The sequence below is a fragment of the Mucilaginibacter sp. genome, assembly GCF_036383575.1.
Taxonomy (GTDB): domain Bacteria; phylum Bacteroidota; class Bacteroidia; order Sphingobacteriales; family Sphingobacteriaceae; genus Mucilaginibacter.
In genome coordinates this window covers 1-22,738 of record NZ_DASVOB010000244.1, presented here as the reverse complement: position 1 = coordinate 22,738, position 22,738 = coordinate 1, and the positions used below count along the sequence as shown (strand labels likewise).

The window sequence follows — 22,738 nt, the reverse complement described above, 5'->3', positions numbered from 1 at the left end:
CAAACAGGTTATTCAGATCGGCAATTACCTTTTCCCGGCCGCCCATCAGTTTGGCCATACCATCCACATCCTGTGGCACAAACCAGCCTTGCTGATAAGGATTACTCTCAATACAACCATACCACTGTTTAATACGGCCCTCTGCAGGCCATGGCAGCCAGGTGCCGGTGCTGTCCTTTGGTCTGAACCAGCCTTTATCTGCATCAAAAATGTTTTTAAAGGCCTCTCCCCTTTCGCCGTATTTTTTTATGTCCCCCACTTTATTAAGCCCTTTTGCAAGCTGCGCAACGCACCAATCATTATAAGCATATTCAAGGGTATAGCTGATGCTGGTATTTCCGGGAGTAAAACCTTTATCACCATTACCAAATTTTTCAACCGTACCTACAGCCAATTTATAGGCGTTGGGTACATTATAGTTACGGATTCCTTTGGCATAAGCATCAGCCATAACAGCCACCGCCGGGTTGCCGAGCATACAGCCACTATAGGCATTCAACAATTCCCAACGCTCCAGGTAATCTTTCTTTTTTTCATCGGCAAGCGTTACCAACGAGTTAACCAGGTCGTTAACCAACGATGGGTTAATGATAGTTTGCAGAGGCATCTGGCTCCTGAAAACATCCCATCCGCTAAAAATGGTGCGTTTTTTAAAAGTAGTAGTATGATGAACCTTGCCATCGCCGCCCATGTATTGTCCGGTAACATCGCTCACAATCCGCGGATCGATCATGGTATGATACAAGGCTGTATAAAACACCGTTTTTTGTTCGGCTGTGCCGCCCTGGATACTTACTTTTGATAAAGCGTTGTTCCATAGGTTAATAGTACGTTGGTGTACGGCATCGAAATTCCAGTCTTTAATTTCGGCTTGCAAATTGGCTTTGGCACCGGTTATGCTCACAAACGAAATGCCTGCTTTAAGCAATACCTGTTCATTGGTTTTAGTAGCAAATTCCGTGTAAAAACCGAGATGCTTACCTTGTTTATCCTTTATTCCTTTAAGTATCTCTGCATGGGCTACCCGCTCCTGGTATTTATCGCTGGTTACATCATCGAGTTTGCGGCTCCAGTCATCAGGGATGTCGGCACTCCAAACGCCATAGTTTTTTAATGGCTTGCTAAATCGAGCATAGAAATATACAGTGTAATCGGCCTTACCATCACCATTTCCCCAACCACCACCATCAGGCGTACATTTCATAAAGCCTTCAATAGTATGATCATCAACTACTTTTACATATTGGAGCGTGGATGTTCCTCCTACCCTCCGGGCCAGATCTATCTGGATGCGCGACTGTTTATTTTGAGGAAAAGTGAAACGCAGCATGCCGCTATGCGGTGCTGCAACAGCTTCGGCTTTGATATTGTTATCGGTTAAGCGCACGCTGTAATATCCGGCCGATGCTTTTTCACTGCTTTTATCATAAGCAGAACGATATCCCACGCCAGTGGTTCCTATTTTACCAGCGCTTGTTTTGAGCGTGCCGGCGGTTGGCATCACTAAAAAGTTCCCCAAATCGCCGTACCAGCCTATTCCACTCATTTGGGTAAACGCAAAACCTTCGATACTTGTATGCTCATAGCTATAGCCAGAACCGTTATCGCCTCCTGTTATGGTATTAGGGCTTAATTGCACCAGCCCATACGGTGTGGCAGCCCCCGGGAAGGTTTTACCCAGGCCATGATAAACGCCCGCCCCATCGGCACTGGTGCTGGCGCCGATAAAGGGATTAACATAAGCAGCAGCATTTTGAGCTTTTATCATCGAGGTTGAACCAAGCAACAAACTCGCTGCAATGGCAACGACTAAATATTTTTTTAAGACTGGTAAAGTAGTGATACTCATAATAGCGGTACCGGTTTTATTGTTTTAAGATCTGGCAACCCGAAACTGTGATTTATTATCGACAAAAAGCTTTATTTATCGTAAGTTTTTTATCACAGACAGACGCCGGAATTTGAAAATCGACCGGTATTTAATTAATTGGTTATTACGCAACCAAATTATATAATAAAATCGATTTAGCAAATTTTTGTTTGTTTTATTTTTTCCGGCTGCGAGATCGCCTAATGCTATGTGCTGCTAATGGTCTTTATAACTACAGCCATTTGCTAAACCAATCCAGCGTCATTTTAAAATGTTCAGGCGTAGAGGTATGGGGTAGTTTCGGTGCCACATCACGCATGATTTTTCCGGTCGCTTGTTTTGAAGCATATGCCTGCATAGCCGACGCGCAAGCTATATTGGCACCTGGCAGCGGGCAATTAGAATCATTTTCTGTGCTTAAAACCAACATAGGCCGCGGTGCTATCAGTCGCAGCATTGACGTACAATCGAACTCGCCGGTAATACCTGGTATCAATTTATTCCATACAGCTTGTACATTATGCCTGTTTAAAGCCGAGTCACCAAGATCTTTGGCCGCCTGCAAGTGCGCTCCGCGAATAGTACCGGCACGCCCCTGCCATCTATCATTATTTAATGACCATTTGAAACTTTGTACTGCAATATCCAACACAACTACTTTTATCCGTTTATCCACCGATGCAGCAAGCCATGTTTCCATACCTCCCATGGATATGCCGCCCATACCGATTCGGTTGGCGTCTACATCAGCTCTGCTTGCCAAATAATCAGTTACACGCCAAAGATCAAAGGCTGTATCAAATAAAAAAGGGTGAGTTTGGCGAGCTTTATCCTTATTTTCCCAGGCAGCGGTAGCAGCAGCTACATATTCTGTAGAGCCATGTGCACCTCCGGCAATACGTTCGCCGTGAAAGCGGGCATCAATAGCTACGCCAATGATCCCTCTTTTAACCAATTGGAGCAGCATCTTTTTGTTATCTTCTTTTTTACCGCCGGTGCCGTGCAAAAAGATTACAGCAGGGTATGATTTGGCCCCCGTAACGGGTTTGTAAATCAGGATGGGGACCCGTTCATTCTTTTCGCTATAAATAAACCCTTGTTCTACAATAACTGAATCTGTTTTAGTTACCGTAAAGGACGGATTTAAGGGAACACGAGGCCTTTCCAGCAGCTTTTCAAAATCGGCAGCAACCGTTTCAATAGGAGGATAATTTATTTGTTGTGCAAATGAAATCAGCGGACATAACGATAATGCAAAGCCTACGCAAAACACCTTGGTTTTAGACAACATCATACGATTGATTTATGGGTACAATTTATAAAACATGCCGTTTACTGCATGTAACAATACTGACATGCAATATGATTACAGGTTTTGTGTACGAAACCAACAATGACCGTCCGTTAAATACGAAAGCCTGATACGATTGTACCAGGCTTTCTTTCTTAAGGTGGATTTAGAAATCTATCAAAGGCTCAATAACCGATTTTAGTTTTCTTCGGTGTATTTCTTGAAGTTATTAAGTATGGCCTGCCAGCCATTCTTTTGCATTTCGAGAGAGTTTTGTTGTTCCGGATCGAAGGTTACCTCAACTTCGGTTTGATTACCATGTGCTTTGAAAGCAACAGAGGCCTGCCTGCCGTTTGGCATGGTGTAGGTAAACTTTTCGCCGTCAACAACTTCATCATAAGTGGCTTCAAAATCAAAACCAAAACTTCCGTCTTTAGCTTCCATTCTTGCAGAGTATTTTCCGCCTACCCGCATATCATTTGATGCAGAAGGGCATTGCCATGAAGGATCGGCAAAATTCCATCTTGTAATATCTTCTGGATTGGTATAGTAGTCCCAAGTTTTTTTCACATCAGCATTTACTGTGGCGGTAACAGTGATCTTGTTGCTCATCTTTATTTTTTTAAGGTTAGTAATAATTGATCAAGTTTTTCGAGTGTTGCCATCATGCCTTGTTCCATTCCCATCTGGATAACTGTTTCCAAATCAGAAAGCGATTTATAGGTAACAATAGTTTCCACCAAAGCATTCTCTCCCCTATCTGTAAAATTCACAAGCCACTCTGCACGGGGCAGGTCTTCATTTATTTCGCCTTCTGCATTGCTGAAAGCATCTAATGCTGTGTAATAATCAATGGGTTGGATTTTGACATATTCTGTTAAACCCCAATATTCCGTACCATTTGGTTCAACCATGGCATAGTGCCAGTGACCACCTTCACTAAAATCCATTGATTTTGTTTTGGTAGTTAGCGGAGCGGGCGCAAACCACTGGTCAAGCAATTCACGTTTAGTATAGCAGTCCCAAACCAATGGTCTGCCGGCCAAAAACTCGCGCTTAATAGTCAGTGTATTTTTTACTTTATCAGCAGTGAAATCGAAATACAGGTTGTTTTTCATTTATGTGTTTTTTTTAAGGTTGATAAAAGGTTGTCGAGTTGTGCAAAGCGGGTTTCCCAAATCTTGCGGAATTGCTCCAGCCATTTGTCTATTTCTTTCATTTTGTCAATCTCCAGTTGATAATAAATCTCCCGACCTTGGTGCTCTTGTTTTACCAGTTCGCATTCGGTTAAAACCTTCAGGTGCTTTGAAATGGCCTGACGTGTTGTATCAAAATGCTCGGCAATGGCATTGGGTGTCATGGCCTGTAATGCAATTAAGGCGATGATAGCCCTGCGGGTAGGGTCAGCAACGGCCTGAAAAATGTCTCTTCTCATTGAAGTGCTAATTACGTACCGGCTAAATAAGATCAACCGGCTTATATGAAAATTTATTTCCTGATCATTGGCAGATATTTTTCCCAATTGTCTATAATTGCCCAGGCAACAATTGCTATCAATACTAATACAATAGGTAAACCAGATGGGGCCATGCTGATGTTAGACAATAAAATGCCTGTTAAAATAGGTACAAGCACAACTGCCCCAAGCGCTCTCGTTCTCGGAATGATCAATAACAAGCCACCCAAAACTTCCGCCGCTCCTACCAGCGGCATGAGCCAGCCTATTGCCACATAGGCCTGCATTACTTTCACCATCTTTTCGGGCATATCTTTAGGCATCGGCATGTAATTAAGGAATTTATTAAGGCCGGCATTAATAAACATCAGCCCGGTTAACAGGCATAAAACAAATAGGATTTTACTTTTCATGATTGGTTTATTTTAAAATAAGAAACTGATTGGTTGCAAATATATGTGCAACTATTTGGTTTCGCAAATTTATTTTCAGAAAAATGCGACTAATAAAATTATTAAAAATTGATTATGAAACTATTCAACTAATTCAGCGACCGATACTCATTTGGCGTGTAACCGGTACTCTTTTTAAACGCCCGGGTAAAGTGCTGTGGGTATTTGAACCCAAGTTCGTAGGCTATTTCACTCACCGACCGGCTTATATCTAATATCCTTTCTTTAGCCAAATCCATTACCTTTAATTGAATATATTCCATCGCGGTTTTTCCGGTTTCCTTTTTAACCATGTCTCCAAAATAATTGGGAGAAAGATGCAATTGTTCGGCACAATAAGTAACAGCTGGCAAACCTATGGTCTGGGGTTTGTCCGAATGGAAATAATCTTTCAATAAATTTTCGAACCGTTCGATATTGCTTTTATGAGCATCACTCCGGGTAATGAACTGCCGGTCGTAAAAGCGGACACAATAGTTAAGGAACAGCTCAAGGTTCGCGGCGATCAATTTTTTACTGTGTTTATCTATCCCCTGCTCCAGTTCGTATTTGATCTTACTAAAGCAATCCAGCACGATCCGCCTTTCTTTCTCGGAAAGATGCAGGGCTTCGCGTGATTCATAAGCAAAAAAAGTGTAGTCATCGATATGCTTGCCGAGCGGCGTACCATGAATGATGTCGGGATGAAATAACAATGCAAACCCTTGCGGCTTATAATCCGTGTCGATGCTGACATTGATAATTTGACCGGGGGCTACAAAAACCAACGTCCGGTCCTGGTAATCATAAGTATGGCGACCATATTTAATATCACCACATCTGACATCTTTAAGATAAACGGCATAAAAGCCAAAGCTCATCCTGGAAGCGTAAACTTCAGGTGTCGTACCTTCAAAATTGATGATGCTTACCAATGGATGCAAATTCTCCTGGTGATAAAATGCATCATGCCCACTAACGTTATCTATTCTCAATATCTTTTCCATCGCCTTTAATCTAATAAATCAAATTTAACAGTAATTCCCGGCAGGATATCACAGCAGACACCGAACCTGTAAAAATGGTAGATTAACCTGTATTCTGTATAAGCATTATCTCTTTAAACACCCAGACCTTTGCATTATCAAACTAACATAAAGAGCAAATGAAAATAATGGAAGGAAAAATAGCACTGGTTACAGGCGCAGCATCAGGTTTAGGGTTCGCAACATCAAAGGCATTTGCAGAAGCAGGTGCAGCAGTTGCTATGGCTGATTGGGACGAAAATGCGGTTAAGGCGGCAGCCAGTCAATTGGCAACAGAAGGATATAAAACACTGGCTATAAAATGCGATGTGTCTGATGAAAAGCAAGTGGAAGAAATGGTTAACAAAACAGTTGCGACATTTGGCCGCCTGGATTATGCATATAATAATGCCGGTGTACAAAATGAGCTGGCAGAAGCTGCCGATCAAACCCGGGAGGATTTTGACCGTGTTAACAGTATCAACTACCGGGGCGTTTGGAGCTGCATGAAATATGAGCTGCTGCAAATGCGCAAACAAGGAAGCGGTGCTATAGTGAACTGTTCTTCCATTGGCGGTATCAGGGCTGGCGCTCAACGCGGCGTTTATCATGGCGCTAAACATGGCGTTATCGGTTTAACTATAAGCGCCGCTGTGGAATATGCCGATCGGGGTATTCGTATCAACAGCGTCAGTCCGGGGCTTTTCCATACCGCGATGTCAGACCAAATGATTGCTGCCGGACAAAAAGATGCCCTTGATGGCATGTTGGCAATGGTGCCGATAGGTCGTTTAGGTCGCCCCGAAGAGATTGCCAATACTGTGCTTTTCCTTTGCAGTGAAGCGGCCAGTATGATTGTCGGCCACAACCTGGTGGTAGATGGTGGTCTTACCATATAAATAATACTAACAACTAAACTACTATCCGATGAAAAGATCCCTTATATTAACCGTTGCCTTAATTTTCTTATTGCAATTCAATAGCCGGGCACAAACTACCGCTTCGGGGGCTATTTTTCCCAAAGGCACAAAGGTGCAGGCTAACTTTACAGGAGCAGTATGGGTGCAAACGTTAGTGCCAAATGATAGTACATTTCATTGTGTTGTAGGTACGGTGACATTTGAACCCGGGGCACGAAGCTACTGGCATATCCATAACGCCGGGCAGATCCTCTTGGTTACCGATGGTAAAGGCTATACCCAGGAGAAAGGGAAGCCCATCCGTGTTGTCTACAAGGGAGACACCATTATTTGCCCGCCAAATGTAGAACACTGGCATGGGGCTGCGCCGGGCAGTTCTATGACGCATATTTCAATAATCCCCAACGCCGATAAGGGCGTGGTTACCTGGTTAAGGCCGGTAACGGATCAGGAATATAATGCAGCCAAAGAGTAACGATTAAAACCAAACCAATGAAAAGGCTATTTTCTTTTGCAGTATTCTTATTAGTCACTTGTTTCACAACAGGCATTAAAGCACAGGGTAAAATGGAAAACGATCAAAAATTAGATCATAAACAACAACGTATCGTCAGCATATCGGCTTTAACAGCCGCGGGAGATATTGACCAATTAAAAGTTGAGCTCAATAAGGGACTGGATGCCGGATTAAGCATTAATGAAATCAAAGAAATACTTGTTCAGCTTTACGCCTATTGCGGTTTCCCTCGCAGTTTAAACGGCATTAATGCATTTATGGCCGTTATGGAAGAGCGTAAAGCTAAAGGCATAACCGATGCCGAAGGCAAGTCCGCATCACCTATCAACGATCCTAATAAATATCAAACCGGAAAAAAGACACTGCAAACGCTGACTGGCCGCGAAGAAAAAAAACTCGCGGGTGCTAATGCCTTTGCGCCTGTTATCGACACTTTCCTAAAAGAACATTTGTTCGCGGATATTTTTAGCCGTGATGTGCTGTCCGTCCAGCAGCGCGAACTGGTGACGGTTTCAGCATTGGCCGCTATGCATGGTGTAGCCCCACAATTACAGGCACATATTGGCATAGCGATGAATACCGGACTTACGGAAGCCCAGCTTTCAGAGGCTTTCTGGATCATCGATCAAACGGTTGGCAAAGCCCAGGGAGATATAGCAAGGACAACCCTTGAAAAAGTTCTGGCTTTGAGAAAACAATAAACTATTTTATATGAAAACGCTTCATTCATTTATTATATTACAATAATCATTTTTAGTGTCATCATGCTCTCTATAAATTCAAGCAAAGTATCTGCACAGCAAAACGAAAGAAAAGTCAGGATCGCCAAGATCGAGATTTACCCTGCTTATCTCGATGAATATAGGGCTGCACTTGCCACGCACGCAAAAACAGCTGTGCAGGTTGAAACAGGGGTTCTTGCTTTGCAGGCCGTTTACGATAAATCCCATCCAACACAGGTTACCGTTTTTGAAGTATACGCCAGCGAGGCTGCTTACCAGGATCATTTGAAAACACCGCATTTTTTGAAGTATAAAAGCGGCACATTGAAAATGGTGAAATCGTTGGAGTTAATTGAGGTTGCCCCTATTGCAATGGAAATCAAACCGGAATTAACAGGAAATACCAAACAGTAAATTATGAGCGCATTAAATAAACAATTCACAGCAGCTGAATTAACGCGGATAGATGAAGCTGACGATTTGAAGATATCACCCCTGCGGGACGATGGGGTGACCTACGGAACGCCAACATGGATCTGGGCCGTGGTGGTAAATGATAACTTATATGCGCGTGCCTATAGCGGCATTGCATCGAGATGGCACAAGGCAGCGCTGAAACAAAAAGCCGGGCGCATACATGCCGCAGGTATGGTGAAAGACGTAAGCTTTGAACCCATTTGTGATCGAAACATTGAAAACAGCATCGATGAAGCCTATAAAAAGAAATACAACGGCAGTCCATATCTGGCTGCCATGATCAGTACCCGGGCGCAATCGGCTACGGTGAAAATCACATTAAGGCAATATTCGAGAACAAATTAGAACAATACAGTAAAACGACAATTTAGAACAGATATTTGATAATGGATAGTCAAGAACTAAATTATAAGGCACCACAAGGATTTGGTCCTGTTGCTGCGCAATATTTCACGGGCACAGCCTGGTTAAAAATGCGCGTTATCCCCGACGAGATCACTAATTGTGCTATTGGCGAGGTGATATTTGAACCAGGATGCAGAAACAACTAGCACACCCATCCAAGTAACCAGATCTTGATTGTTACCGAAGGTGCGGGTTACTATCAGGAAAACGGCTCACCAATCCACGAAATAAAAGTTGGCGATATAGTAAACGTGCTGCCCGGCATCAAACACTGGCATGGAGCAACGCCCAATGGTAGGTTTGCACATTATGCTATCGGGATTAATGCGGAGAAAGGAATTGTTGATTGGCTTGAGCCGGTTACTGATGAACAATACTATAGCTTTAAATAAACCGCAGATTTCACATATACATGTTACAATAGTTTAGCTAATTTATAGTCACTATCGGCAAAACCGGTCTCAATAAAAAATCAATGTTTGGTCAAGTGTTAGATTTAGACATCTTGACGGATCATTGAATTTTCAGATAATGATCAGCAATTTACTTCACTTTTAAAATCTGTCGAATCACTTCTAAAACTCTTTAAGGGTTCTAATGAAGTTCCATTCACTCAACAAAAAAGCGAATGCTGACATACCCAAGTTTCTTTTTTAATTTAAATCCTGCAAATACTTACATTCGTGCTGTGGGGCTTCTTCTGTATCTTAATCTAAAAATTCTATCATAAGAAAAACCCACAATGTTCATGATAACATGGAGAAAACCGGCAATATAAATACCCGGAAAAATTCAGTGTAATTTTGTGCAGAGTATATGACACGTTCTAATATAAAAACCTTGACCTCGCTCTAATGGAAGCAGTAATATTTTGCGGTATTCAAGCAACAGGAAAAACTACCTTTTTTAAGGAGAAGTTTTTTAAAACGCACATCCGTATTTCCTTAGACCAGTTAAACACAAGAAATAAAGAACTCAGGTTTATTGAAACTTGTATCCTCACATTCCAGCCTTTTGTAATAGACAACACTAATCCCTCTCCGGAAGAAAGAGCGAAATATATAGCTATTGCAAAAGCAAATAAGTTCAAAGTAATTGGATATTACTTTCAATCCAAAGTGGCCCTTGCATTAACGCGTAATAACCAACGGTTTGGTAAAGAAAAAGTTCCTGAACTGGGTATAAAGGGAACTTTTAAACGGCTGACCCTGCCACGCTTGGATGAAGGGTTCGACGAACTGTATTACGTAACAGCCGAGAATAACACATTTACAATAAATAAATGGTCAGATGAAATTTGATGATCTGGATATTAAAATGAGGGTTTATGAAACCTCTCAAGACCGCTGCATTTTACCCGGTATGTATATTGTTGCCAGAATTGATGGCCGGGGCTTTACCCGGCTAACTAAAGAAGTGCACCAGTTCGAAGCACCTTTTGACGAGAAATTCAGGGACTTAATGGTTGAAACAGTAAAACATCTCATGAATTGCGGTTTTAACGTAATATACGGTTATACAGAAAGCGATGAGATATCATTGCTCTTTCATCCTAACGAAGATCTTTTTGGGCGAAAGACCAGGAAATACATTTCCATACTGGCGGGCGAAGCCAGTGCAAAATTTTCCGCTCTTTTGGGAAACGTAGGAGCCTTTGACTGCCGCCTTTCTGAACTTCCCAACAAACAATTAGTAGGAGATTATTTCAGATGGCGAAATGAAGACGCCCACAGGAATGCGTTAAATGCGCATTGCTACTGGCGTTTGAGATACGATAACTTTAACGTGAGGGAAGCTACTTCTAAGATAGAAAGAATGAGTAATGCAGCTAAAAATGAATTACTTTTTCAATACGGCATCAATTTCAATAACCTTCCTGCCTGGCAAAAAAGAGGGGTCGGCATTTACTGGAAAAATGTAAAAAAGGAAGGATTTGATCCAAAGAACAATGAGCATGTGTTGGTTAATAGACGGATCCTGCATACTGATTTTGAGCTACCCATGCGGGATGAATACAATACATTTATAAATGACCTTGTAAACAAGTACGAGAACCCAAACTGAGTTCGATATAAATTGAGCTGGTCTTTTAGTAGGTTACTTACTGACAAATGTTGCCTTACCGCTACAATTTATATCTGCAGATCGTTAAAAAATATATTCATTGGCAAAGCCTATCAGACCTACACCATTCCCGATGTTTTAATGAGTGTTACTATCTGTTGGGAATAGTCTAATCTCCCTTCCAGATCAAGCTTTTACAATGTTACCTTTAAAGTAAATAAAATAGCTTGCTGCCAATATCAGTAACAGCATGAAAACATAGCTCTTCCAATTAGCAAAATTTAATGAATATCCCAATATTCTTGATCGTTTAGGAACTACCACACGGATATCTGTTCTGTTAAAATAGAATACTCCGAATTTATAATTCTGGGGGTCGTCTATCGGGTCTTTTTGTACCATAAATTTTTATTTTTCATTTATCCAATCCGCAATTAGGTCAACCAAGTATTTTGGAACATTTTTCGGTATACTATATTCAGATGGGCTCATACTGCCGTTACCCTCAACGAGGGCGTGATCTATCTTTTCAAGAAAATTAAACTGAACGTTAGTTTTGCCATTTAGTTGCTTTTTCCAGAGTTGGAAATCGGTATTATTTACCTGATAGTCCTCCCCTCCCTGGATAATCAATAATTTCTGGGATTTTAACCTTGACGCCACCATAACCTGGTCATATTTCTTCAACGAGAGCCAATAGCTTCCTTTCGCTCCAAGATATTCTTTACTGGAATCTTTTATGGTTATATTATTTATGGCAGCAACCTGTTTTTTAATTTGTTCGATATTCCCTGATGAAGTTTCTTTTGAAGTGTCCTTTAAAGATAGATACTTCATCTGCTCCAATACAAGCTCCTGAAGCGGGCGGGCATTGGCTTCCAACATAACCGCTCCTTTGAATATTTTATTTTCTTTAAGTATCAGCGGTGCGATCATACCACCCATGCTATGTCCGAGGAGATAGATCCGGTTTGTGTCAATGCCATCTATATGAGAAATGTCAGTTATAGCATTTTTAATATCCTCAAGATATTCATCCGTTAAGGTGTAGTTTTTTGACTTGAAATTTCCGGGATAAGCGAGTGATCTCTTATCAAAACGCAATGAAGCAATACCATTAACACCCAACCCCATGGCAAGATCGCGAAAAGGTTTTTCTGCGCCAAGGGTTTCATCCTTATCGTTAGGGCCTGAACCACCTATAAATATCAATACAGGCCATTTTCCTGTTTTAGCGGGCATTGTTAATACTGCAGGCAGGTGCATGGAGTCAGTCTGTATAAACATGTTTTTTTGCTTAAAACCCGAACGGTCGGCATAAGCCGGCGGCTGGTAGGCCTTTTCTAAAGGCCGAAAGAAAAACCCCACTATCATAGCAGAATCGTTCGAAGCAATTTGCATAAGCAAGGTCTCTTTCTCGAATGAACAAACAAAAGAGGCAGACCTTTTTGACAGCAGCACTGCGGTTGTGTCATATCGCTGAAATTTACCAAGTTGCTGCACAGCATTGGTAAATACTTTTTCGACACCCCCCGGCGGGAGCTGGCCTTTCAGAAAACCGGATAATACAGAAGACGCGGCATTCCAGTTTTTCCAGAGGAGGGCATCTAAAAATATTTTATCGTTCGCCAGGTTTTGAGCCTGACAGTTTCCCTTTGTAAAGATCAGTACAAAGGAAAGGGATAATAATATCGGTTTAAAAAAATCAGGTTTATACATCTGTTTTGAAAAAATGTCTTTTACTTTTGAAAAAACTTATTCTTTATGAATATCTATCTTAGCGGCCAGGTCTTTTGGAGTTATGATCATGAAATTGAGCAAACAGGTCTTGGCCAGGAAATTAAAGCCCTTTTTTCATTTACACCTCCTATCCATCACCACTCGGGCATTATTTCGCTTACAGAACATCAATTAGTCATCGAAGGTGACTTAAACCTCCCTATCCCCTTGTCTGATATAACACAAATTTATCTTGGTTTTGATGAAATATTTAAAAGAACGTATGTAAAAAACGGAGGAATGTTCTGGCAGCCATTGCGGCTCATTTATAACTCAGGCTTCCGCAGCGCTACAATTTACCTGATCATAGACCACAATGCATTTGGTGCAAAAAATACGCTATGGTTTAACACATTGAAACAGCTTCTTTCCGAATAATCAACCAGGTCCTCCTGTCGCCGGGATTTTTGAGCCTTCATCAATTATCTTAAAAACAGGTTTAATCTTTGCCTCTTTTTTATTGACAAGGCTAACCAGGAACGCTTTAACGGATGCAAAGCAGAATATTTCATCTATTGGCCTCATATACAAAATCAACGCTCCGAACATTGCAAAAAAGAAGGAGAAAAGACCATTGATAATGATGATCAGAAAGTGAAAGAAAACGCCGGAAATAAAAAACCATTTGCGGTACTTTTGCTCAACAAATAATCCGAGAAAAAGAAAAAATTCAAAAAAGATTGAAAACCATGTAATTGATGTTACCAATAATGGCGTTTTCAATATGGGGTCCATGATTTTGGCAACGTAAAAATTATATCCGAAATCATAATCTTTAAACCAGTACCAGACCGCTGTTCCGTCCTGCCATTCGTTGACCCCTAATTTTGCAGTAGCTGCGTTGAGGTAAATAACGGCAACCTGAACCCTTATAACTAAGTACACTGATAGGCACATAAGCACTACATAGGGATTATTAGCCAAACGTTTGCTGCTAACATCTAAATTTTTCCAGTGCCATTTGCGGCTGTCAGTAAGGCAGACAGGTAACAGCAAAATAGCGATAACCGAGGTGATCTGATCCCCACCGTCAATAAACGGACTTGCTTGTATTAAACTCAACGACACCCAAATATGAAAAAGTGCTGTGTAGCGGGGACGCCAGCCACTTATTACTACAAGCAAAATAACAATTGCCAGCCAGCGTGTTATTTCAGCTGAAAAGGGAAAGCACGTAAAAAAGTTCCATTGAAAAACATCCACCGTTCTCGTGACAGGCACTGCCGCCCCCGTGTTGGTATTGTAAAACAACACAGCCGGACTGTTAATCAATAGTGTGAGCGCCGTTCCCATGGCCAATATGGAACGGGCAAGACCATAAACATTAGTCCAGGGATTCTTTAACTTCGAAATAAACAGAAATTCGTTCACTGATAATTGATATGAAGTTTTACAAACGTAACCGGTAAGCCGGTTTTATTTTCGAATTCCCGGTAAGCCCATGGAACAATCTCCCTTCGTTCGATAATAATATCTTGCGGCATATCTAAGCCAGGCGATTTCGCAAAATTTATCGGAACAGCTTTATATTTCATTTCTGAAAGGTTCAATTTTGCAAATTCATAGTCTTTTAACGTATTCCAATCCTTATTAGCTATTTGACCAAGCATCTTACCATAAATAAGCATCGCCATTCGTCCCTCCCGTCGTAAACCGAAAAGATTATGTAGGGTGCCGTTTCTTACCCGCGGGTCATTTATCCATTCGCCATTACTTTTCACCAATATTATATTTCTCACCTCTCTTGGGTTCCGGGTAAAGAAGCCCCAGCCCTGAGGGAAAAAGGCGACCACTTTAAATTTATGCCGCAGATAATAAGGAGTCATTGCATTATTAGGCATTGCAATAATAAGTACTGAATAAATTATAAACATCCAGGATAAAAGCAATGCAATAACAAAAGCTTTTATCCTGGGCGTCATCTTTAGTTCCTGGTTCATCAATTTTATTTTGTCGCGAACTGTTGCGTAAAAGAGGCTACCATCTGTTCGTGGAAAAGTTGATCTTTGGAACCTATACCCGTAATATTTTCTGCACTCGGAGCTTCTTCTATAGCAACCAATAATACCACAAATGCACCTGCAGCAATTACCAGCCATTTGTAAACAGCGACATTTGTGTCGTAAATCGGCTTGGTTGTACTCGCCCCAGGATCTTCAACAAGCTGCTCTTTAACTACCGATGGTGATTGAGCGCCGACCACATCACCAAGTAGTTTTTTGTATTTTTGCGTTTTAAGCAATGCTACAGCCTGTTCAGTGTTCATACTCCCCAAACCATCACTGGCAAACGCACTTTTAAGGCTACCAGCGTTATCTTTGTTTAAAATTATTTTACTTACGTCAATCTTTGGGTTAAGTGCTTTGAGGATATCTTTTCCGGCAGTAACCAGCGCTCCATTTACAAGGGTCGGGTTTCCGCTTTTCATCTGCGATCCAAATTGATCAAAAAATGATGGCTCCGTGGCCTTTATTGATTTAACAATGGACTCTTCGGCCTCAATTATGCCGGCACGGTCATTCGCATTGGTCGCCAGCGATTCCATTTTCATGCTATAGGGTGCAACTAACGCGGCCGCCGAGCCTTGTCCAAAAAATACTGCCCTGAAAATGGCTTCTCCGGTCAGCTCGCTGTCTGTAGCAGATTTAATATTTTGACTTTTTGAGCAGCTTTCAATAATAAATACTAAACATAGTGGTAATACTACATACCACTGAGAGGCAAATTCTCTGATTTTTTTCATGACGATAAAGTTTAAGTTCTTTAATAAAATTTAAGTGTCACAAGTTAACTATTAGGCAAGTAAAATCCTAATGACAAATATTATTTTTTTAAAAAATATTTCACCTGCATTATTCTTATTAAAAATAGTTTACTTTTCATAATCGCTTTCCACTATACCAAACACACTCCTATCAAAAACAACAGTTATTAAAGAGAGTACCGACTGGCAGCTATTCAACCTATCTATCCGCCCTGATCATTTCGTAAGGTATAGAGCCTTTTGAATTTGAAACCGAGGTAATGGAAAACACTCACTGGTTAAACATTATGCCGTTTAAAGCCCCCAGAATTAGCGTTCCGAACAAACCTGCAAATGATTACCGGAATAAACTGGTGGGCAAGTTTCATAAGGCGCTTTTCGGAAACAGGCCAACGAAAGCTTAATGCCATATCCTCCCCTGCCATTACGCAGGAAGCCGTGGCCAGCTTCCTTAAAAGCGGCCGGTATGAAAACCATCTTCGCAAGCTGCGCCAAACTTTGCAAAGCAATTATCAGCATTATATAACTGTTCGACAGAACCATAAAACAGAAAATAAGCATAACTCACGGAAGGATGTTCACCTTGCAAAATCAATTTGAAAACTGCATGAGGCTTTCTATAGGCATGCCCTGATCTGAAGAAATACTGTAGAAATTAAAGCTACTTGGCCTGATAGCCGCATCAATGCAATAACTATTATATCAGTTATCCTGCAAAGCTTTTGTCATAATGCAATAATAAGGTTGTGATATTTGCGCAAAATCTTAATTTTGCCTCATATGAAGTGTTTGACAGTCATATTTAGTATCTACATGACCTTATTGGCCGTTTTGCCATGCAGGGATAAGGATGACTTTGCAGATATGATAAAGTCTTACACCACCATAAGTTCAAGCCATGCAGGTAATGAAGAAGCGGATAAAGAGACCTGTACCCCATTTTGCACCTGTTCCTGCTGCTCTACAGTACGCACCATCTCAACTTATCAGCCTGTAACGGGTTTATTTTTGCAGGAAGTTAAAAAGTCTTTTGGCGAACCAAACGTTCCGGCGCTTCCCGAGCAAAGCATTTCTATCTGGCAACCGCCTCAGATCGGTTAATACGATTCGTTTTTAAAGTTCATTTTTTTTCAGGATAGCACTAACTGTTATTCCTGGGAGAGTATTCGTATTAATCCAAATTTTATGTTTGATAAGATCATTGCGTTCTCGATCAGCAATAAGCTGGTTGTGGGGGCATTTATAATATTACTGGTAGCTGCCGGGGTTTACTCACTTAGCAGGCTACCTATTGACGCACAGCCTGATATTACCAATAACCAGGTGCAGATCATCACACAGGCACCAACGTTAGGTGCACAGGAAGTGGAGCAATATATCACAGCTCCAATTGAGCTGGCTATAGCCAACGTTCCGAAAGTTATTGAGAAGCGATCCATTTCCCGTTCAGGGCTTTCCGTTATCACCGTTGTGTTTGAGGATAACGCGGATATTTATTGGGCCCGCCAGCAGATCAGTGAAGGGCTGAAAGAAGCAGAAGATCAAATCCCAAAAGATACCGGGAAGCCCGCCCTCGCTCCCATTACTACCGGTCTTGGTGAAATATATCAATATGTGATTCATACCAAACCGGGTTATGAGCACAAATACAGCGCGACTGATTTACGTACAATGCAGGACTGGATTGTACGAAGACAACTTGCCGGAACGCCCGGTATAGCCGAGATCAGTGGATGGGGCGGTTATGTTAAGCAATATGAGATAGCCATTGATAATGAAAGGTTAAACAGCCTCAATGTTACCGTCAGCGATATTTATACCGCGCTCGAAAAAAACAACCAGAATACAGGCGGCTCGTACATAGAGCAGCGCAGCAATGCTTATTTTATCCGCGGCCTTGGCCAGGTAAAATCACTCAGCGATATTGAGCACATCGTGGTGAAAAACCGTGGGGATGCACCGGTAGTGATTGGTGACATTGCCAGGGTGCAGTATGGCAGCGCCAATCGTTATGGCGCGGTAACCCGCAACGGCCAGGGCGAAGTGGTTGCCGGTGTAGCATTGATGCTTAAAGGTGAAAACTTTAATGAAGTGATCAAACGCGTTAAAGAGCGGATGACGCAGGTGCAGAAATCCTTGCCCGAAGGCGTGATTATTGAGCCTTTCATTGATCGTACGGAACTGGTAGGCCGGGCAATCGGCACTGTAGAACGTAATCTTATTGAGGGCGGCCTCATCGTTGTGTTCATACTGGTACTGTTATTGGGCAATCTCCGTGCTGGTTTAGTTGTGGCATCGGTTATTCCCCTGGCAATGCTTTTTGCCGTTACCATGATGTACATCTTCGGCGTGTCGGGAAACCTGATGAGTTTGGGAGCAATTGACTTCGGCCTAATTGTAGATGGTGCCGTGATCATTGTTGAAGCTATTGTACACCGCATAACGGAAGCCAACCGCTTTTCGGGCAAGGATACCCTTGATCAAAAAGAAATGGATGATGAGGTTTATCAAGCATCGTCAAAGATCCGCGATAGTGCTGCCTTTGGGGAGATCATCATATTGATTGTTTACCTGCCGCTTTTTGCGCTGGCTGGTATAGAAGGAAAGATGTTCAGACCGATGGCCGAAACCGTTGCCTTTGCCATCCTGGGGGCGTTTATACTCTCATTAACCTATGTGCCGATGGCAAGCGCTCTATTCCTGAGTAAGAAAACCCATCACAAACGCAATATCTCTGACCGTCTCATTGATGGCTTGCAACGCATTTATACACCGACGCTGAATGCTGTACTTAAGGCCAGGAAGCTAACTGTTTTTCTTTCGGCTGTTTTATTGGGATTGGCTATCTGGGGCTTTTCAAAAATGGGCGGTGAATTTATTCCAACGCTTGAGGAAGGCGACCTGACAGTTGAGATCGCGATGATGCAGGGCACTTCGCTCTCGCAAGTGGTCGAAACTTTCGGCAAAGCGGAAAAACTGCTCAAACAAAAATTCCCTGAGATCAAACAAGCGGTAACACGCATAGGCAGTGCAGAGGTACCGACCGATCCAATGCCTTTTGAGCGCGGTGATATGATGCTTTCCATGAAACCGAAGAATGAGTGGACTTCAGCAGCCGGTCGTACAGAAATGATGAAAAAGATCGAGGAAACATTAAAAGACATTCCGGGGATCAATGTGGAGGTAACGCAACCCATGCAAATGCGCTTTAACGAGCTGATGACGGGAATTAGGCAGGATGTCGCGATCAAAATATTTGGTGATGACCTGGATGTGCTTTCTGCGCAGGCAGATAAAGCCGCAAAACTCATCAGCAATGTAAAAGGTGTAAGCGAACCTGTTGTTGAGCGGGTGAGCGGTTTACCGCAGGTCGCCGTTACTTATGACCGCCATCAGATTGCCCAGTATGGCCTTAATATCGAAGATGTTAACACAGCCCTGAGTACCGCCTTCGCCGGGCGTGTGGCCGGTGTGGTATTCGAGGGCGAGAAGCGCTTTGAGATCGTATTGCGCTTACAGCGTGAATTGCGTTCAAACATCGTCAATATTGAAAACCTTTACATTCCGCTGCCAAGCGGTAATAAAGTGCCGCTCAGCCAGGTCGCCTCCATTAAAATTGAAGATGCACCTTCACAGATCAGCCGTGAAGATGGTAAACGCAGGATCTATGTAGGTTTTAATGTGCGTGACCGGGATGTTGAAAGTACAGTTAAGGAAATTCAGCAGCTTTTGGATAGCAGGTTACAAATGCCGGCAGGCTATTATACCACATATGGCGGCCAGTTTCAAAACTTACAGGAGGCAAAAAGCCGCTTAATGATAGCAGTGCCCATTGCGCTTTTATTGATCCTTGTATTGTTGTTCTTCACGTTTCGTTCGGTAAGAGAAACCCTGCTAATCTTTTCAGCCGTGCCTTTGTCTGCTGTTGGCGGTGTTGCCGCTCTTTATTTAAGAGATATGCCTTTCAGTATCTCGGCAGGCGTTGGTTTTATCGCCTTATTTGGTGTTTCCGTCCTTAATGGCATTGTACTCATCGGCTATTTTAACCAGTTAGAAGCCGAAGGGATCAGCGATATCATTGATCGGGTTAAAAAAGGCACTCAGGTTAGGTTGCGCCCGGTAATGCTTACAGCAACAGTAGCTTCATTGGGATTTTTGCCAATGGCTATCTCAAGCACAGCAGGCGCCGAAGTACAAAGGCCACTGGCTACTGTCGTAATTGGCGGACTGATCTCGGCTACACTCCTAACCTTGTTGGTGCTACCGATTCTATATGTTTTATTTACCAAAGATCGCCAGCGGAAAGCACATTCAAACATGTCGGCTTCATCAAAAATCTCCATCGTGCTGATGCTATTGACAGGCAGTTTGTTTATAAGCAGATCCGCGCAAGCCCAAACCGCAAAACCACTAACTTTAGAGGAAAGTATTCAAACTGCCATTCAAAATAACCCTCAATTACGACGCACCGCGTTGGAAGTGAGCCAAAACAAGGCTCTACAGGGCACAGCTTTTAATCCTGAAAAAACTGCTATAACCCTTACCCAGGACCCGACATCCGGTGGTAATATTGATAACAGTTTGGGAATTACGCAAACCTTTGCGTTTCCGACGGTTTACAGTACACAGCGCAAAGTGCTGACCGCCCAAACCTCCCTGAGTGAAAAAGCAAAGATCATTAGCGAGAACGAACTGGTTAAACAGGTAAAATTAACCTGGTACCAGTTGCTGTATGCCCAAAACAAGCTCAGGCAACTCGCCGGCCAGGATAGCCTTTACAAACGTTTCTCGGAGCGGGCCGCTTTACGGTATAAAACCGGTGAAACATCCTACCTGGAGCAACTATCGGCAGTAAACGCTTATAAGGAGATACAAGTCGCAAAAAAGCAGGCGGAGGCCGATGTATTGATCAAACGGGAGGAATTACAGCAGTTAATGGCAGTAGATTATTTACCCGTTATTATACCGGCTCCTTTGACAAAACTAACGCTTATAGCTTCGGATAGCAGCACAGTAATTGCCCATCCACAATTAGCTTATTACCAGCAGCGCAGTGCCCTGGCAGATGCTCAAGTGAAAGCCGAAAAAAGCCGTTACCTACCCGATCTGACATTGGGATACCGCCAGCAGTTATTAATCGGTGCATTTAACCCAGCTAACATTAACCGTGGTTACTTTCCCGGAACCCGCATAGGAGGATTTGAAGCAGGCATTGCCGTGCCGTTATTTTTTGGTGCGCAGAAAAGCAAGGTAAAAGCGGCGCAGGTTGGGCAACAGATAGCACAGGCCGAGCAGCAAAACGCAACGCTACTGCTTACCAAACAATATAACCAGGCTTTGCAAACATTGGCTAAATACGATGAGGCCCTCAGCTATTACGATGAGGCTGGGTTAAAACAGGCTTCCGAACAGATCAGGATAGCCCAATTCGCCTATAGCAAAGGAGAGATCGGCTATATTGAATTTATCCAAAACATGACCCAGGCCATGAACATTCGCCTTGCCTACCTTTCCGCTTTGCGCGATTATAATCAAACAGTAATTGAACTGACATACCTTACCACAGGAGGAAAATAACATGATAAGATTTCATTCTATAAAATATAAAGCAACGTTTGCCCTGAGTATAACAATATTGATCCTTTTTGCTTCCTGCTCACAACAGCCTAAACCCGGCGACAAGGAAGAAACCAAACACGAAAAGCCCGAAGCTAAAAGCAGCGGCATTATACTCTCAAAAAAACAGCTGGACGCCGTTGGCATTCAGTTGGGTGATATTGAGGAAAAAAACTTAAAGTCTGTAGTAAAAGCGAGCGGGCAACTGGAGGTGCCGCCTCAAAATAAGGCAGAGGTAACGCTGCTTATGGGCGGCGTGGTTAACCAGGTATTTGTATTGGAGGGCCAGCACATCAACAAAGGGCAGCAATTGGCAACCATCGAAAACAATCAGTTGATACAACTACAACAGGATTACATGACCGCGCAAAGTAGCCTGTCATATGCAACTAAAGAATATGAGCGCCAAAAGGAATTGAACGATGCCAATGCAGGTGTAGGCAAAGTATTCCAGCAATCAGAAAGCGCATTTCGTTCTGAACAGGCAAAGGTTGCCGCCCTAAGCCGCCAGCTCAGGCAGGTTGGCGTTAACCCCGAAAGTGCGGCGCACGGACGTTTTATCACCCAAATACCTGTTTATGCACCCATCAGTGGTACCATTGGCAAAATCGCTATTCAAACGGGTTCTTATGCCGAGCCGGCAAGGCCGCTGATGAACATTATCGATAACTCAAAAGTGCATTGCGATTTGGTTGTATACGAGAAAGACTTGTTCAAAGTAAAAGCAGGTCAGCAGGTTTATTTTACCCTTACTAATCAAAACAACCGTGAGATCACCGGAAAAATTTATGGTGTAAACCAATCTTTTGAAAATGAAAGCAAGGCCATTATTGCCCATGCCATCATTGAAGAGGCAGCCAAAAGTAACCTGATCCAGGGCATGTATGTATCAGCCCTGATAGATGTGGGCAAGCAAACAGCAAGAGCAGTTCCGGACGAAGCCGTTGTTAAAGCGGGTGGTAAAGAATATATCTACTACCTGGCGCGTATCAATGGCCCGAAATCAAAAAAAGAGAAAGTTGTAAAGGATACAGATGATGCGGACTATCGATCTGTTTTTGAGAAAGCTGAGGTTGTTACCGGAGTAACCGACCTTGGATATACCGAGATCAGGCTTGTGAAGGAATTGCCTGTTGATATTAAAATTGTAACCAAAGGCGCATTTTACATCCTGTCATCAGAAAGCGCCACAGGAGAAGATGAGGAGTAACAAAGAAGGTTAGTAAACAATTCTGCTCCAGTTATTCTAAAATATGTTAAGACTACGGCATATAAGAGGCTGATCCTGATCAGCCTCTTTTTTTGATTTATTCAGATACTTAAGCGATATATAGTTTTAGGGTTGATTGACTTAACAGGGTTAACACAATTCAGAGTTAACATTTACATATATAGTTAACA

25 protein-coding genes and 1 pseudogene are annotated in these 22,738 nt (G+C 42.5%); 14 read left to right on the top strand and 12 right to left on the bottom strand.

The window, feature by feature from the left end:
- The 7 genes from VF500_RS08735 to VF500_RS08705 form a co-directional block, all read right to left on the bottom strand.
- Positions 1 to 1,849, bottom strand: a 1,849-nt coding sequence (locus tag VF500_RS08735) for a GH92 family glycosyl hydrolase (protein WP_330859308.1), incomplete at its 3' end; no start/stop codon positions are given.
- Positions 1,850 to 2,102: 253 nt separating this feature from the next.
- Positions 2,103 to 3,164, bottom strand: coding sequence for an alpha/beta hydrolase (locus VF500_RS08730; RefSeq protein WP_330859307.1), 1,062 nt, complete (start codon positions 3,162 to 3,164; stop codon positions 2,103 to 2,105).
- A gap of 195 nt (positions 3,165 to 3,359) precedes the next feature.
- Positions 3,360 to 3,773: an SRPBCC family protein gene (locus VF500_RS08725; RefSeq protein ID WP_330859306.1), complete on the bottom strand. Its 414-nt coding sequence runs from the start codon at positions 3,771 to 3,773 to the stop codon at positions 3,360 to 3,362.
- A 2-nt stretch (positions 3,774 to 3,775) separates the two neighbouring features.
- Positions 3,776 to 4,279, bottom strand: a complete 504-nt coding sequence (locus VF500_RS08720) for an SRPBCC domain-containing protein (RefSeq protein WP_330859305.1) — start codon at positions 4,277 to 4,279, stop codon at positions 3,776 to 3,778.
- Positions 4,276 to 4,596: a metalloregulator ArsR/SmtB family transcription factor gene (locus VF500_RS08715; RefSeq protein WP_330859304.1), complete on the bottom strand. Its 321-nt coding sequence runs from the start codon at positions 4,594 to 4,596 to the stop codon at positions 4,276 to 4,278. Before VF500_RS08715 ends, VF500_RS08720 begins: the two co-directional genes overlap by 4 nt.
- 53 nt (positions 4,597 to 4,649) lie before the next feature.
- Positions 4,650 to 5,030 (bottom strand): DoxX family membrane protein, encoded by a 381-nt coding sequence (locus VF500_RS08710; RefSeq protein ID WP_330859303.1) that lies wholly within the window; start codon positions 5,028 to 5,030, stop codon positions 4,650 to 4,652.
- 128 nt (positions 5,031 to 5,158) lie between these two features.
- Positions 5,159 to 6,055, bottom strand: coding sequence for a helix-turn-helix domain-containing protein (locus VF500_RS08705; protein WP_330859302.1), 897 nt, complete (start codon positions 6,053 to 6,055; stop codon positions 5,159 to 5,161).
- A gap of 158 nt (positions 6,056 to 6,213) precedes the next feature.
- Between VF500_RS08705 and VF500_RS08700 the strand changes: the two genes are divergently transcribed.
- The 9 genes and pseudogenes from VF500_RS08700 to VF500_RS08660 all read left to right on the top strand — a co-directional run bounded on the left by VF500_RS08700 (position 6,214) and on the right by VF500_RS08660 (position 11,178).
- Positions 6,214 to 6,972, top strand: a complete 759-nt coding sequence (locus VF500_RS08700) for a glucose 1-dehydrogenase (protein WP_330859301.1) — start codon at positions 6,214 to 6,216, stop codon at positions 6,970 to 6,972.
- A gap of 28 nt (positions 6,973 to 7,000) precedes the next feature.
- Positions 7,001 to 7,468 carry a cupin domain-containing protein gene (locus VF500_RS08695; RefSeq protein WP_330859300.1) on the top strand — a complete coding sequence of 156 codons (468 nt, stop codon included), beginning with the start codon at positions 7,001 to 7,003 and terminating at the stop codon, positions 7,466 to 7,468.
- A gap of 17 nt (positions 7,469 to 7,485) precedes the next feature.
- Positions 7,486 to 8,211 carry a carboxymuconolactone decarboxylase family protein gene (locus tag VF500_RS08690; RefSeq protein ID WP_330859299.1) on the top strand — a complete coding sequence of 242 codons (726 nt, stop codon included), beginning with the start codon at positions 7,486 to 7,488 and terminating at the stop codon, positions 8,209 to 8,211.
- Between the two features lie 63 nt (positions 8,212 to 8,274).
- A complete protein-coding gene (locus VF500_RS08685; protein WP_330859298.1) occupies positions 8,275 to 8,646 on the top strand; it encodes an antibiotic biosynthesis monooxygenase family protein in 372 nt (123 codons plus the stop codon).
- 3 nt (positions 8,647 to 8,649) lie between these two features.
- Positions 8,650 to 9,054, top strand: coding sequence for a DUF2255 family protein (locus VF500_RS08680; protein WP_330859297.1), 405 nt, complete (start codon positions 8,650 to 8,652; stop codon positions 9,052 to 9,054).
- 41 nt (positions 9,055 to 9,095) lie between these two features.
- On the top strand, positions 9,096 to 9,260 hold the full coding sequence (locus tag VF500_RS08675; protein WP_330859296.1) for a hypothetical protein: 165 nt from the start codon (positions 9,096 to 9,098) through the stop codon (positions 9,258 to 9,260).
- A gap of 12 nt (positions 9,261 to 9,272) precedes the next feature.
- Positions 9,273 to 9,506 (top strand): annotated as a pseudogene (locus VF500_RS08670) (AraC family ligand binding domain-containing protein); the annotation flags it as partial.
- A gap of 462 nt (positions 9,507 to 9,968) precedes the next feature.
- The gene (locus tag VF500_RS08665; protein WP_330859295.1) at positions 9,969 to 10,415 is read left to right on the top strand and encodes an AAA family ATPase; all 447 of its coding nucleotides are present in this window, start codon (positions 9,969 to 9,971) and stop codon (positions 10,413 to 10,415) included.
- Positions 10,405 to 11,178, top strand: coding sequence for a tRNA(His) guanylyltransferase Thg1 family protein (locus tag VF500_RS08660; protein WP_330859294.1), 774 nt, complete (start codon positions 10,405 to 10,407; stop codon positions 11,176 to 11,178). Before VF500_RS08665 ends, VF500_RS08660 begins: the two co-directional genes overlap by 11 nt.
- Before the next feature lie 186 nt (positions 11,179 to 11,364).
- Here VF500_RS08660 and VF500_RS08655 read toward each other — a convergent pair whose 3' ends face one another.
- Both VF500_RS08655 and VF500_RS08650 read right to left on the bottom strand, forming a co-directional pair.
- Positions 11,365 to 11,580 carry a hypothetical protein gene (locus VF500_RS08655; protein ID WP_330859293.1) on the bottom strand — a complete coding sequence of 72 codons (216 nt, stop codon included), beginning with the start codon at positions 11,578 to 11,580 and terminating at the stop codon, positions 11,365 to 11,367.
- Positions 11,581 to 11,586: 6 nt separating this feature from the next.
- Entirely contained in the window at positions 11,587 to 12,897 is a 1,311-nt protein-coding gene (locus VF500_RS08650) for an alpha/beta hydrolase family protein (RefSeq protein ID WP_330859292.1), read from the bottom strand.
- Between the two features lie 45 nt (positions 12,898 to 12,942).
- On the opposite strand from VF500_RS08650, the gene VF500_RS08645 reads away from it, so the two are divergent.
- Positions 12,943 to 13,335 carry a hypothetical protein gene (locus tag VF500_RS08645; RefSeq protein ID WP_330859291.1) on the top strand — a complete coding sequence of 131 codons (393 nt, stop codon included), beginning with the start codon at positions 12,943 to 12,945 and terminating at the stop codon, positions 13,333 to 13,335.
- Here VF500_RS08645 and VF500_RS08640 read toward each other — a convergent pair whose 3' ends face one another.
- Genes VF500_RS08640 through VF500_RS08630 form a run of 3 tightly spaced genes read right to left on the bottom strand, consistent with a single transcriptional unit; the run spans position 13,336 to position 15,700 of the window.
- On the bottom strand, positions 13,336 to 14,328 hold the full coding sequence (locus tag VF500_RS08640) for a sporulation-delaying protein SdpB family protein (RefSeq protein WP_330859290.1): 993 nt from the start codon (positions 14,326 to 14,328) through the stop codon (positions 13,336 to 13,338).
- A complete protein-coding gene (locus VF500_RS08635; protein ID WP_330859289.1) occupies positions 14,325 to 14,897 on the bottom strand; it encodes an SdpA family antimicrobial peptide system protein in 573 nt (190 codons plus the stop codon). The genes VF500_RS08640 and VF500_RS08635 overlap by 4 nt, the downstream gene beginning before the upstream one ends.
- Positions 14,898 to 14,902: 5 nt before the next feature.
- On the bottom strand, positions 14,903 to 15,700 hold the full coding sequence (locus VF500_RS08630) for a hypothetical protein (protein ID WP_330859288.1): 798 nt from the start codon (positions 15,698 to 15,700) through the stop codon (positions 14,903 to 14,905).
- 354 nt (positions 15,701 to 16,054) lie between these two features.
- On the opposite strand from VF500_RS08630, the gene VF500_RS08625 reads away from it, so the two are divergent.
- The 4 genes from VF500_RS08625 (at position 16,055) to VF500_RS08610 (ending at position 22,547) form a co-directional block, all read left to right on the top strand.
- Entirely contained in the window at positions 16,055 to 16,321 is a 267-nt protein-coding gene (locus tag VF500_RS08625) for a hypothetical protein (protein WP_330859287.1), read from the top strand.
- A 180-nt stretch (positions 16,322 to 16,501) separates the two neighbouring features.
- Positions 16,502 to 16,822 (top strand): DUF6660 family protein, encoded by a 321-nt coding sequence (locus VF500_RS08620; protein ID WP_330859286.1) that lies wholly within the window; start codon positions 16,502 to 16,504, stop codon positions 16,820 to 16,822.
- 84 nt (positions 16,823 to 16,906) lie between these two features.
- The gene (locus tag VF500_RS08615) at positions 16,907 to 21,298 is read left to right on the top strand and encodes a CusA/CzcA family heavy metal efflux RND transporter (protein ID WP_330859285.1); all 4,392 of its coding nucleotides are present in this window, start codon (positions 16,907 to 16,909) and stop codon (positions 21,296 to 21,298) included.
- 1 nt (position 21,299) lies between these two features.
- Entirely contained in the window at positions 21,300 to 22,547 is a 1,248-nt protein-coding gene (locus VF500_RS08610; protein ID WP_330859284.1) for an efflux RND transporter periplasmic adaptor subunit, read from the top strand.
- The last annotated feature ends 191 nt before the right edge of the window (positions 22,548 to 22,738 follow it).